The 13,027-nt window shown below is 51.1% G+C and carries 11 protein-coding genes; 4 read left to right on the forward strand and 7 right to left on the reverse strand.

Going from position 1 to position 13,027, the window contains the following annotated elements; translation table 11 throughout:
• Nucleotides 1–119 precede the first annotated feature (119 nt).
• The 3 genes from BUQ98_RS11995 to BUQ98_RS12005 all read left to right on the forward strand — a co-directional run bounded on the left by BUQ98_RS11995 (nt 120) and on the right by BUQ98_RS12005 (nt 5,093).
• A complete protein-coding gene (locus BUQ98_RS11995; RefSeq protein ID WP_074214027.1) occupies nt 120–1,292 on the forward strand; it encodes a 3-phenylpropionate MFS transporter in 1,173 nt (390 codons plus the stop codon).
• A 133-nt stretch (nt 1,293–1,425) separates the two neighbouring features.
• Nucleotides 1,426–4,869, forward strand: coding sequence for a PAS domain-containing hybrid sensor histidine kinase/response regulator (locus BUQ98_RS12000; protein WP_074214028.1), 3,444 nt, complete (start codon nt 1,426–1,428; stop codon nt 4,867–4,869).
• Nucleotides 4,866–5,093, forward strand: coding sequence for a hypothetical protein (locus tag BUQ98_RS12005; RefSeq protein WP_139294742.1), 228 nt, complete (start codon nt 4,866–4,868; stop codon nt 5,091–5,093). Before BUQ98_RS12000 ends, BUQ98_RS12005 begins: the two co-directional genes overlap by 4 nt.
• Nucleotides 5,094–5,132: 39 nt before the next feature.
• Here BUQ98_RS12005 and BUQ98_RS12010 read toward each other — a convergent pair whose 3' ends face one another.
• From BUQ98_RS12010 to BUQ98_RS12040, 7 genes are all read right to left on the reverse strand, one after another.
• Nucleotides 5,133–5,645 (reverse strand): hypothetical protein, encoded by a 513-nt coding sequence (locus BUQ98_RS12010; protein ID WP_074214030.1) that lies wholly within the window; start codon nt 5,643–5,645, stop codon nt 5,133–5,135.
• Between the two features lie 69 nt (nt 5,646–5,714).
• Nucleotides 5,715–7,442 carry a sodium:solute symporter family protein gene (locus BUQ98_RS12015; RefSeq protein WP_074214031.1) on the reverse strand — a complete coding sequence of 576 codons (1,728 nt, stop codon included), beginning with the start codon at nt 7,440–7,442 and terminating at the stop codon, nt 5,715–5,717.
• A gap of 12 nt (nt 7,443–7,454) precedes the next feature.
• The gene (locus BUQ98_RS12020) at nt 7,455–7,721 is read right to left on the reverse strand and encodes a DUF4212 domain-containing protein (RefSeq protein ID WP_074214032.1); all 267 of its coding nucleotides are present in this window, start codon (nt 7,719–7,721) and stop codon (nt 7,455–7,457) included.
• A gap of 180 nt (nt 7,722–7,901) precedes the next feature.
• A complete protein-coding gene (locus tag BUQ98_RS12025; protein ID WP_074214033.1) occupies nt 7,902–8,534 on the reverse strand; it encodes a MarC family protein in 633 nt (210 codons plus the stop codon).
• 35 nt (nt 8,535–8,569) lie between these two features.
• Entirely contained in the window at nt 8,570–9,202 is a 633-nt protein-coding gene (locus BUQ98_RS12030) for a response regulator (RefSeq protein ID WP_074214034.1), read from the reverse strand.
• An 86-nt stretch (nt 9,203–9,288) separates the two neighbouring features.
• Nucleotides 9,289–9,798, reverse strand: coding sequence for a thioredoxin fold domain-containing protein (locus BUQ98_RS12035; RefSeq protein ID WP_074214035.1), 510 nt, complete (start codon nt 9,796–9,798; stop codon nt 9,289–9,291).
• Nucleotides 9,799–9,846: 48 nt separating this feature from the next.
• Nucleotides 9,847–10,821 carry a helix-turn-helix transcriptional regulator gene (locus tag BUQ98_RS12040; RefSeq protein ID WP_074214036.1) on the reverse strand — a complete coding sequence of 325 codons (975 nt, stop codon included), beginning with the start codon at nt 10,819–10,821 and terminating at the stop codon, nt 9,847–9,849.
• A gap of 188 nt (nt 10,822–11,009) precedes the next feature.
• On the opposite strand from BUQ98_RS12040, the gene BUQ98_RS12045 reads away from it, so the two are divergent.
• Nucleotides 11,010–13,022 carry a TonB-dependent receptor domain-containing protein gene (locus BUQ98_RS12045; protein WP_074214037.1) on the forward strand — a complete coding sequence of 671 codons (2,013 nt, stop codon included), beginning with the start codon at nt 11,010–11,012 and terminating at the stop codon, nt 13,020–13,022.
• Nucleotides 13,023–13,027: the final 5 nt, after the last annotated feature.

Below are 13,027 nucleotides of genomic sequence, written 5' to 3' on the forward strand. Positions count from 1 at the left end.
GGCAACATGAAACGGATAAGATTAAGACGTTGGCGTGAATAAGGTGAGGAGACGCCTTTTTTTCCAGTCATATTGCTGCGACACTTAGCGCGGTATGTATCTTAATATGAAGTAATGATATGGCTTTCACTCACTGTTCTCCCTTTCGTTGGCTGTCAACGTATTTTGGCGGCTTCTTTTTTTCATATGGCGTGTACCTCCCGTTTTGGGCGGTATGGTTTGAGTATCTCGGCCTCAATTCAGGGATGATTGGCACTCTGATTGGCCTCGGTTTTGCGACGCGGTGTGTTGCCAACTTAGTGTTTACTCCGCGTGTTCAACAAGTCGAAGCTTTATTGCCAGCGCTACGTATCCTGACGTTGATGGCGCTAGTCACCTGTGCGTTGCACCCATTGATGGGAGCAAATGTATGGTGGTTGGCCTTTGTGACCATCTTGTTTAATTTAGCGATCGGTCCGTCTGTTCCACTGTCGGATGCTTTGGCTAATTACTACGCCCGCCATCGATATATCGACTATGGTCGAACGCGTCTTTGGGGATCGATTGCGTTTATCGTTGGCTCTAGTTTTACCGGTTGGTTAGTGACCGAGCAATCCGCGGCGATTATTCCTTGGGTCGCAATCGGTGGCTTATCGGCGTGTTTACTGCTGACATTGCGTCGTGTGACAGTGATGCCAAAGAGTGAGCATGACATGACTCATGCTAAGGTATCGATGCGGCAGCTCTTTCGCGATCGTCAGGTGCTCGTTTTCTTGCTGATTGCGTCGCTACTGCAAGGTAGTCATGCTGCTTACTACAGCTTTAGTGCCATTTACTGGAAGCAGTCGGGCTATAGCGAGAGTATCGTGGGATATTTATGGAGTTTGGGCGTGGTGTCTGAAGTGGCCGTCTTTGCGCTTGGCGCTCGGCTTTTCAGCGGTTGGTCGTCTAAATCCCTTTTCCAGTTGGCGGCACTGGGAGTGCTCATACGCTGGGGGGTCACCGGCACAACCACGGCTGCGATCCCTGTTGTATTGGTTCAGTTGCTTCATGGTGTCACCTTTGCGGGGGCTCACCTTGGTGCGATGCAGTATATTCAGCGTGAATGTGGTAGCCGCTTAGTTGCCACTCAAGCGGCTTATAATGCGTTGCCGATGGGGGCTGTCGTGGCGGCACTAACTACGGCCAGTGGGTGGATTTATGCCGCATCTCCGTCGGGTACCTTCTATGCCATGGCATTGCTCGCCTTACCGGTATTCATTTTACCCTTGCGTGAACCAGAATACCGACGTCTAAAACATGCGCGTGTGTAATTCATCCTGTGTAGGCTTGCAATAAAGTTAGCTAAGGTGCCCACAAAGCCTACATCGCATGATTGAGTGGGCGCCTAGGCCGTGTTAAACCCAGCCAAAGGATTCGCCAAACGACTGCGTCAGGAAGGGAGTCATGACACAAGGTTGGGTAATTGTCTCTGTATCACTGCTTTATATGGGCGCGTTATTTGCGATTGCTTGGTACGGCGATCGTCAGCCGCGTTGGCTACGCACTTGGCGTCCCTGGATTTATAGTCTCTCTATCGCAGTTTACTGCACCTCTTGGACCTTTTTTGGTACGGTGGGGCAAGCATCGAGTTCACCTTGGTCATTCCTCCCCATTTATCTAGCGCCAATCTTGGTGTTTACTTTAGGTTGGCGCTTTCTTGCTCGTTTAATCCTCATCGCCAAACGCGAACATATTATCTCTATTGCTGACTTTATTGCCGCGCGTTATGGCAAGTCGCAAGGTTTGGCGGTGATGATCACCTTGATCGCCGTTGTTGGGATATTGCCGTATATTGCGCTGCAATTACGCGGGATCGCAATGGGGCTCGATGTGCTTTCTCCGCAAATGGGAAAAGGTGTTGGCTTAGATCAACCGCAAATTGCTTGGTTAGTGTGCGTGTCACTGGCCGTTTTTACGGTCTTATTTGGCACGCGGCATATTGATAGCACAGAGCATCATCGCGGCATGATGATGGCGGTGGCGTTTGAGTCTATCGTGAAGCTGGTGGCGTTTTTGGGCGTTGGTATCTTTGTGGTGTGGTTATTGTTTCAAGCGCCCAGTTTACCGATTAGCTTAGAAGCATCGGGAGTGATCGGGACACCCGATATGGGTAGTTTAATCATCCACACTTTTTTAACTGCGGCGGCGATCATCTGCCTACCTCGCCAATTTCACACCATGGTGGTGGAAAATACCCGAGCCAGCGATCTCAACACGGCTCGCAAGGTCTTCCCAACCTACTTGCTCTTAATGTTGATTTTTGTTCTTCCGCTCGCCTATGCCGGACAAGCGCTATTACCTGGCATGCCTGCGGATACCTATGTGATCCGCTTGCCCTTATCGGTTGGAGCAGAAGGGGTGGCGCTGTTGGCCTTTATGGGCGGTGCATCAGCAGCCAGTGGTATGGTCATAGTCTCTACGATCGCTTTAGCTATCATGGTCTCCAACGACCTGGTCATGCCTTTACTATTGCGTCGCATGAAGCTGAAGTCACGTAATTTTGCGCAGTTCTCCGGCCTTTTGCTCAACGTGCGTCGGGCACTTATCTTTTTGATCTTGGTTGCTGCATGGGGGTTTTATCATCTGATCCTCACGGTACCAACGTTGTCGGAAATTGGCTTTCTTTCCTTTGCGGCGATTGCGCAATTTTCGCCTGCGATGGTAGGGGCGCTGTACTGGCGTCACGGGAACAAAAAAGGCGTGTATGCGGGCTTGATGATTGGCTTTTCGCTCTGGTTAGTGACCATGATGACCCAAACTGGGATGCTCGCGGGGAATGGACAATCTAATCCCCTGATTGGCTTGATTACTCCGCCTGAGATAATGCCCTTTACGGGGTTAAATCCCATTGACTGGGGGCTGGCTTTTAGTGTGTTAATGAATGCGGCAGGCTTTATCCTTGTTTCTTTATTGACGCGCCAGTCGCTCAGTGAGCGCTTGCAAGCGGCGGCGTTTGTTGGGATGCCACTGCCGGAAAACGATGATGCGCGCTTGTATCAAAGCCGCGTGACCGTGGCGGAGCTGGAAATGCTCGCGGCCCGCTTTGTGGGTCGTCGGCGCATGCGTCAGGCATTTAGCCAATTTGCAGAGCAGCGTGGTGAAGAGCTGATGCCTCAGCAGCAAGCCAGTGCACCGCTGATCCGTCATACCGAGCGGGTATTGGCTGGGGTCTTTGGCTCCTCCTCGGCACGCCTAGTCCTTTCATCAGCCCTCCAGGGGCGCAATATGCAGTTGGAAGAAATTGCCACCATTGTCGATGAAGCCTCAGAGCTGTTTGATTTCTCACGGGGGTTACTGCAGGGAGCGATTGAGCATATCAACCAAGGGATATCGGTGGTGGATAAGCAATTGCGGCTGGTGGCATGGAATCAACGTTACATTGATATGTTCCAATTTCCACCCGGGCTTATCCAGGTTGGGCGACCGGTGGCGGATTTGATCCGATTCAATGCCCAGCGCGGACTTTGTGGACCGGGTGATTTGGAAGACCATGTCAGCAAGCGGGTCATGCATTTAACGCGACGAAAACCACATACCTCTTCACGTGTGCATCCAGACGGGCGGGTGATTGAGTTGCAGGGCAATCCGATGCCGGGCGGCGGCTTTGTGATGACATTTACAGATATCACTGCGTTTCGGGATGCGGAAGCGGCACTCAAGCAATCTAACGAAACCCTCGAAGCGCGAGTCATGGAGCGGACACGTGAATTAGAGCGCCTGAATAGCCGTTTGATTGATGCGACCCGCAAAGCGGAGTCCGCTTCTCAGTCAAAAAGCCGTTTTTTAGCAGCGGTGAGTCACGATTTGATGCAGCCGCTTAACGCGGCGCGTTTGTTTGCATCATCGCTGAGTGAAATGGCGGCAAATCAAGAAACGGAAACGATGGCTCAACATATTGAAAGTGCCTTGGAAAGTGCGGAAGTGTTGATTGGTGATTTACTCGATATCTCCCGTCTGGCGTCGGGGAAAATGACAGCGAGAATTGATACGTTTCCATTGAGTGAAGTCTTTGATGCGCTTAGCGCTGAATTTGGGGTACTGGCCCGTCGCCAAGGCCTGGATTTTCATGTTTGTCCCAGTCAGGTTTTTGTTCGTTCAGATAAAACCTTGTTACGGCGTGTACTACAAAACTTTTTGACCAATGCGTTTCGTTATAACGCCCAAGGACGGGTACTAATGGGCGTTCGGCGAACAGGTAACGACTACCGAATTGAAGTCTGGGATGATGGAGACGGGATCCCGGTGGATCGTCAGCAAGATATTTTTCAAGAGTTTACTCGCATTGATCGCCAAGGCGCTGAACAAGGTCTTGGACTCGGGTTAGCCATCGCTAAAGGGATTAGTTTGATTTTATCCCAACCTCTCGGACTACGCTCATGGCCAGGTGAAGGCACCGTGTTCTCTATTACCGTTAAGGGCAGTGATGCGAGTGAAGTCTCCCCAAGACAGCCTGTCACGATGACAAGTGCTGAGCGTGAATTGGATGGATGTCGGGTGTTATGTGTTGATAATGAACAGGATATCTTGACCGGGATGGCCCAGCTTTTAGTGCGTTGGGGGTGCGACGTTCGCTGTGCGCCGGATGTCAGTGGAGCCATGCAGCAGATCAGTGCTCAATGGCGGCCTGATTTTGTGTTAAGTGACTATCACTTAGCGAATCAACAAACGGGACTGCAAGTGTTACAGCAATGCCAACTAAAATTGGGACGTTGTTTTCATGGGGCGATCATCAGTGCCGATCGCAGTACTGACACGCAAAATATGGTGACTGGGCTAGGCTTTACCTATATCTCTAAGCCCGTGAAGCCGCTCAAGCTGAGAGCCCTATTACAACAGCGAGGAAAATGATGACGCCTTTTACATTATCGCGCTTTGAGACCGATGTGGGTATCGTCAAAGTCGAGGGACAATTTAACCCTATGAATGGGCATATTGAGGTTGATGAACTGTCCCATTTAGACGGTGACGGTTGGGCCGATGTCAGTTACTGGCTGACCGAACAAGCCTATGAACATAAAATCGCTACCATAATGGCAGCGATTCGCGAGACGTTTATGGCGTTGGATACGTGAAGGCAATCAGCAATAAAGGAACGTCGCCCATCGTCTTACCTATGAGGCATCTTGCATTTTTTGGTGCTCAGTATAAAAGGTCTTGTGCTCGATAAAGGTCACGGGGGTCTCTGCAAAATAACGACTGCCTTCCATACTGACGGCTAGGCGGATTTGCGCCTCGTCACTGGTCGGGGCAGGGAGTGATACTTGCCAGACAGTACCATGGCTATCGGTGACCTGCATGGCTTGCGGTGAGGTCTCTGCGAGGCTTATTTGCGCGCCTTCCAAGGGTAATTCGCTGACCAACCGTAGGGTCAGACGACTATCCTCGACGCCTTGCGACTCCAGCTTGAGTTTCATGTCACCATTTTCTAGCTGACAAAAACCACTGGTATAGCGACAGTTTGAACGGACGGCAAGCGGGTAGCTCTGGCCAGGCTGGGCCGCTTTCGGCGGCTCAGACACACTGGCATCGACTGCAAAATACGCGATCACGGCTAAAACAGGCGCGACCAGCATGGCAATGACCACATGCTTGTTGGTTAATAAACGCGTTACCGTTGACATCATGCCTCTCCCTGGCTGGAAATAATAAACCATTGAAAAGCCCCCGCAGGGGCTTGGTTGTTTAGCTCGGTATTAATGTGATTGCGCATCACCTGCTCCCGATGGCATACGAACGTGCTCGACCAAGTCTTGCACCTCTTGAGGTGTTTCTTTGGTCATGCGCGAGACAATGACTGCCACCACAAAGTTACATAGCGCCCCCACCGCACCGAACGCGTTTGGTTCAATGCCGAGTATCCAGTTACTGCCTAAGCTTTCTAGGTAAGTCCAGTCAGAGATAAACAAAATCCCTTTATGTTGGAATACATAGAACAGCGTGACACTGATACCAGCTACCATGCCTGCAATTGCACCTTCTTTGTTGATGGTCTTGGTAAAGATCCCCATCATGAGTACCGGGAAAATCGATGACGCGGCGAGACCGAATGCCAGTGCTACCGTCCCAGCGGCAAAGCCCGGCGGATTAAGCCCCAGGTATCCCGCCCCCGCAATGGCTAATGCCATGGCAATACGACTGGCGAGTAGTTCGCCTTTTTCACTGATATTCGGATTGACGACCCCCTTAATCAAGTCATGAGAAATAGCGGAAGATATTGCTAACAAGAGCCCGGCGGCGGTCGACAAGGCAGCCGCAAGCCCACCGGCAGCCACCAGCGCAATCACCCAGTTAGGTAGCTTGGCAATTTCTGGGTTAGCGAGCACCATGATGTCGCGGTCAACGCGCAGCTCATTGGTTTCTGGGTTTGACGTGTATTGGATTTTTTGGTCACCGTTTTTATCATCAAAACCGAGTAGTCCAGTGGTTTCCCAGTTTTTAAACCACTCTGGACGCTCGTCATAGACCAAGTTATCGCCATTAGGTAGATTCACCGTATCCATTAAGTTCAAGCGCGCCATCGCGGCAACGGCAGGAGCGGACGTATAAAGGATTGCGATGAAAAATAGCGCCCAGCCTGCGGATGTACGCGCATCCCGCACTTTAGGCACAGTGAAGAAGCGGATGATTACGTGGGGTAGCCCAGCCGTACCAATCATCAGTGACATGGTATAAGCAAACATGTTGAGCGTACTGCCACGCACCGCGGTGGTGTATTCGACAAAGCCGAGTTCGGTCACCACCTGATCAAGCCGGTCGAGCAAGTACTGATCCGTGCCTGCCATGGTGCTCCCCAAACCGAGTTGTGGAAATGGGTTACCGGTGAGTTTGAGGGAGATAAAAATTGCGGGAATAGTGTAAGCCAAAATGAGCACGCAATACTGGGCGATTTGGGTATAGGTAATGCCTTTCATTCCCCCCATCACCGCGTACATAAAGACGATAAACATCCCAATTAATAACCCCGTCGAGTAATCGACTTCAAGGAAGCGTCCAAACGCCACGCCAACCCCTTTCATTTGACCAATGACATAGGTAACCGAGGCGATAATGAGACAGACTACTGCCACAATACGCGCGGTTTTTGAGTAGAAGCGCTCACCGACAAACTCGGGGACGGTAAACTTGCCGAATTTACGCAGGTAAGGCGCGAGCAGCAGGGCGAGCAGCACGAAGCCACCGGTCCAGCCCATCAAGAAGACTGAGCCGCCATAACCCATGAAGGCGATCAAGCCTGCCATGGAGATAAAAGAAGCGGCTGACATCCAGTCGGCGGCGGTTGCCATCCCATTGGCGATGGGATTAACGCCACCGCCTGCGACATAAAACTCTTTGGTTGAGCCTGCTCGTGCCCAGATCGCGATACCGAGATACAGCGCGAACGTGAAGCCGACCACAATATAGGTAATGGTTCTTAAATCCATGCATTTATCCTCTTACTCGTCGTCCACACCGAACTCGCGATCGAGTTTGCGCATTTGTTTGGCATACACATAAATAATGCCAAGGAAGGTGTAAATTGATCCCTGCTGAGCAAACCAGAACCCCAGTTTATAGCCGGCAATTTGAATAGTGTTGAGGGCATCAACGAATAAGATCCCGCAGCCGAATGAGACAACAAACCAGACAATCAGTAGGCTGATCATCAGTTTGACGTTTCTATCCCAGTAGGCTTTCGCGTGTTCCTTGCTTTGAAACGCCATCGCCTTCTCCTTGTTTAGCACGTTAATGGAATGTTACATGAAGACGATAGCAGGGGATGGGCGAAGCGACATTGCAACTTTAGTCGAGCGTAGTTGCAGGCAATCGTTGGAAAACGCAGGTTTTTTGTGAAGTAGGTTGGGCTGGCTCGTGTTGAGCCAGCTAAGACTTGCGCCAAAGGTCTAACTGAGGTGATAGAACTTTTGGATGCCTTCGAGTAAATTTGCGACGGCGACAGAGGCTAGGATCAGTCCCATCACGCGACTGATAATGGAAGCGCCCACATTCCCAATGACTTTATGAATCACATTGGCTCCCAGGAGTAAGACCAAGGTCGCGACTAAGACTAAAAACATCACACCGGCGGTTATCGCTTGCTCAACAATCGCGTACCGATTGTTATCCGTGAGCATCACTACGGCCATCATCGCACCCGGGGAGGCGATGGAAGGGACAGCCAACGGATAGACAGCCGTTGCCGAAATTTCAGCTTTACCTACATTTTCGCTCAGCATTTTCGCTTCTTGGCTGGGTTTACCTTCACCGAAAATCATGGTTAAGGAAAATAACAGCAACACCAGTCCCCCCGCTGCTTGGAATGCTGGCAAGGGGATTTGCATGGCTTCAAGTAAAATCTGACCGACAATTAAAAAGAACAGCAAAATGGCAAAGGCAATTGCCACGGCCTTAACCGCGACACGGCGCTTTTGTTTGCTAGACATATGGCTGGTTTGCGAGAGATAAATGGGCACGCTACCGATGGGATCGATCACGGCCCATAAAATCACGAATTGCGTAGCAAGAATACTTAACATAGGCGTTCCATAGTCGGCATTTGAGCGCTAGCGTATCAAATTTCGATATTGGATTGCTGCAATAAAATCACTGCTTGGGTACGATTTTTTACCCCTAGCTTGCGAAAGATAGCGGTCATGTGCGCTTTAATGGTCGCTTCTGAGACCGCTAAGTCGTAGGCAATTTGTTTATTTAGTAGGCCATCGCAGAGCATCCGCAACACTTTATACTGTTGGGGAGTGAGTGCGGCCAATCTGCTAGATAAGCTTTCGCTCTCATCCTCTTCGCCCAGATCATCGGGGAAACAGGGTGTCCCTTCGAGCACCAAGGTTAATGATTGCACCAATGCGCGCATATCGCTGGATTTAGGAATAAAGCCAAAGGCACCGTGCGCGCGTACTTGGCGGATCACACTGGCCTCCTCGCTGGCAGAGACCACCACGATAGGCAGAGTGGGGTATTGGTTGCGCAGCGCAATTAAGCCAGACATGCCATTGGCGCCAGGCATTTTAAGATCGAGCAGCACTAAGTCGATCTCTGCATCTCGGGCTAGGATCTGATTTAAACTGTCTAAGCTGTCTGCCTCTAGCAGGTTGGCACCGCTGATCGCCATATGCACGGATTGAAAGAGGGCATTCCGAAACAGTGGATGATCATCAGCGATAACGATGGTGTGTTGCGCTTCCATATGCGGCTATCTTCCCTTTGTTTTCACTAAAGCTACCACCAGGTATGGGGTTTATCAATTTTGTAACAAGAGAACTAAGAGATTGATCATTGCTCGCTTTTTATCTCACGCTGTAAGCCATGCTGGTTGAGATGAGTAATGAAATCTTGCGGGGATAAAAAGCCGGTTATACGTGCGGTCGCATCACGCTCACCACTGGGTAACCAAAAGTCGATGGTGGGTAACCCAGCGACGTCTTGGCGGCGCATTAAGGCGAAATCGTCCGGACGATTTTCACTCAGATTTACCTTAATCCGATGCATGTGGCTAAGTTGCTTGGCCACTTTTGGGTCGGTGAACGTTTGTGTGGCGAATTGCTTACACGGAATACACCAGTCAGCGTAATAGTCGACAAAGGCGATTTGTTGATGACTGGCAGCGTTAGCGAGCTCTGCCTCAAGCGCTTCTTGCGAGCTGACGGTGATAAAGGCAGGAGCGGTATGAGATGCTGTCGGTGGCGTTGCAGCTTGCTGCGTTCGCGTAATATAAAGCGCACTGGCCCCCAAGGCGGCAATCAATAATCCAATAGTAAGCGCGACGCGGCGACCCTGTCTCATACTTTTTCCTTTTCATACTAATAGGATGAGTATACACAAATACCATGGTTACACGGCATGGGCGCTCGATTGGATCAACTGACCAGGGGTGATACCAAATTGACGTTTAAAGGCGGTGGCAAAATTAGAGGGGTGATGGTAACCCGCCCAATACGCGGCCTCGCCAATTGAAATGGCTTCATGTAGCAGTTTGTCTTTGACCCTCTCCAAACGGCGGCGACGTATGTAATCTGAGACAGATACGCCCAGATGGGTGCGAAAACGTCGCTGCAGTGTGCTGCGACTCAGGCCGCACGCCTGCGCGATGGTCGATAAGGTTAATGCAGTATGCAGTTTGGTTTCAATATACGCGACGGCTTTTGCGACTTGTGGTTCATGGGTGGTAGGGATGTGTTCGACAACAGGCTCAATGATCCGATGAGCGGCTTGGTCACACAGATGCTTGATGATGGTGAGTGCATGTAGATGCTGGGTCAGGGGATCAGCCTCATGTTGCCTATTAATACTGGGTAATAAGGCGCGAATGGAGTCAAGTATGGAGGTACTCGGTTGCCAGCGTACACAGCCTAAATGATGGCGATGCAAGGTACTAAGCAGTGGCAAGGCTTGCTCGTCTGCATAGCCATTAAGCCATTCGGGTGGTAGCAATATGTTCACTTTTTTCAGGTGGTTCCCTTCAATTAAGCGACGACGAAAGGTGCTGTCACGGCACACAGAGACGGCAAGGGCTTGTGGTTGGTGGCGCGCATCACACCGATAGGTGTGGCCATCGTAAGCAAACTCCAGTAAGCCCTCGAGCACCACAACCAGCGTGATCCCCTGATTCGCGCGGTGGAGCACATTGGCATCACATAATTCATCTGTGATGCCACCATCAATATGTAACCCGCCCGGACACCGCGCACGTAAAAATTGTCCTCGTACGAGCGATTGGGTTGGTTGGGTATGTTTAGTCATGATCTCGGCTTGACCGTCTGCGGCGAATTCTCGACGTGTGCAAACGACGGATGGTGGTGTCGCCATGGTGTCCCCCTTAACAAGCAGCGTCGCGGCAAGCTCTGCGCATAAAAGTTCTGCGCATAAAAGTTCTGCGCATAAAAGCTTGGTGCATACGCATAATCCTTTTTTCTTCCTGAAAAGCACTTAAACAGTAACATAAATGCGAATTAGTATCATTTAGTTGTTTGGGCTATCCAAGAAGGAAATGAATCATGATGTTGTTACTTCCCGCCAAGGCGCGTCCGGCCTTGCTCGCGCTGAGCATTGCCAGTGCTTTATGTACCTCTGCGATGGCTGAGAGCCCCGAAGATGAAAGCATAGAAACCGTCTCCGTGTGGGGCACGAAAGTGTCTAGTTCCTCCCGGTATCTGGGGGAGGCCGATCTGACTGTAAAGCAACCCGATCACCTCTCGGACTTGTTACGTGATATTCCCGGTGTGGATGTGGGCGGCACGCACTCGCTTACCCAGCGTATTAATATCCGTGGCTTTACCGAACAAGATTTGGATATCACCGTCGATGGCGCCTCACAAGGCGGTAAAATGTTCCACCACATCAGCAACCTCACTTTAAATCCTGACATTTTGCAGCGTGTTGATGTCGCGGTGGGCGCATCGTCGATTCTCACCAGCGAGCTGGGGGGTGCAGTCGCGTTTGAAACAAAAGATCCGTACGACCTCTTGCGTGCCAATGAGACCTTTGGGGCACGCCTGAGTGCGGGCTGGGGCAGTAACGATTACCAGAAAGGCTCATTGACCGTGTACGGATTGTTGAGTGATGAACTGGATGCGATGGCGTATATCAGCCGTTTTGATCGCGACAATTTTAAAGCCGGTGACGATCATCGTACCTTTGGTGGTGAAGGCGCGGTCACCAATGGTTTGGTCAAAGCGGGGTGGGAGCCTGCGAGTGGGCATCGCTTTGAACTCAGTTATGACAAGTATCGCGATAAGGGCGATTACCTGCCGCGTCCTGATATGGGCGTGAGTTTCAACCGCAACCGTACGGGTGAAATGACACTGCCAGTGACCTACGATCGCGATACCGCGACAATCAACTACGAATACACACCGTCACAAGCCTTCGAACTGAAAGCACTGGCCTATTATAACCAACTGTCACTCACCCGTGATGAAACCGAATTTGCGACCCACCCATTTCTGGCTGACCGCAAAGGCGTCAACGTGGCAGAAGACAGCAATGTTGGGGTAAAACTCAGTGTATCGCAGCGTATTGGCGATCATCAGCTCGCGTACGGTGCGCACTATGAAAACCAAGACAACGACACCCAATTTGCCAAACCGGGTGTACAGATTTTGGAATCGGCCGACAAGATTGCGCTGTATGTAGAAGACAAGATAGCGCTGACCTCACGTTTTTCGGTGACTCCAGCGGTGCGTTATGACAGCTTCGATCGCCGAGCGACCAGCTCGAGTCAGCGTTATGATGATGTGTCGTTGGCCTTGGGTGCAGAGTTTGTCGCTACCGACTATCTCACCGTGTTTGCCAACAGTCGAGAGCTGCACAAAGCGCCGCCATTGAATGAATCATTTACCACCACAGCACTGAGTGAAAGCGCGGATAAAGACTTGAAAGCCGAGCATGGCCGGACCGATGAAATTGGTGTGCGCCTCTCGAATGCCGCGGCGCAAGAAGACTACTTGTTAACCGCCAATCTGACGATGTTTCGCACCGAGCTCGATGATGAAATTGTGGTGCGTAGTTACAAAGATGGCAGTGGTCACTGGGCTTATGAAACCACCAACCGTGGCGATGTCACCTATCGTGGCTTTGAAGCCAGTACCTATTGGGCATGGCAGCAGTGGACGGCGTCAGCCAGTTACAGCCGCACGGATGTGAGTTATTCAGAGGCGTATCAACTGGATCAAATTTTTGGTCGCGCCCGCCACCTCGGTGATACCGTTGCCTTGAATGCGGATTACGCGTTGAACCGTTGGGATGTGCTGCTGGGGTGGAACACTCACATTCAGCGCTCGACCACTGTTCCTGATAGCAACTTGACCAAACCGGGCTACACAGTACACAACGTGTTCGCTCAGTGGCAACCAATGACGGTAGACGGGTTCACTTTGACGGCAGGGATCGACAACTTGTTTGACAGTCGCTATCGCTCGCATGCGTCAACGTCAGGTGAACGAGGCGCAGAAATCCTCGATTACGAGCCTGGCCGCAATATTAAATTGACGGCGTCCTATCAATTTTAACGTGA

The sequence above is a fragment of the Salinivibrio sp. ES.052 genome, from assembly GCF_900141775.1.
GTDB lineage: Bacteria > Pseudomonadota > Gammaproteobacteria > Enterobacterales > Vibrionaceae > Salinivibrio.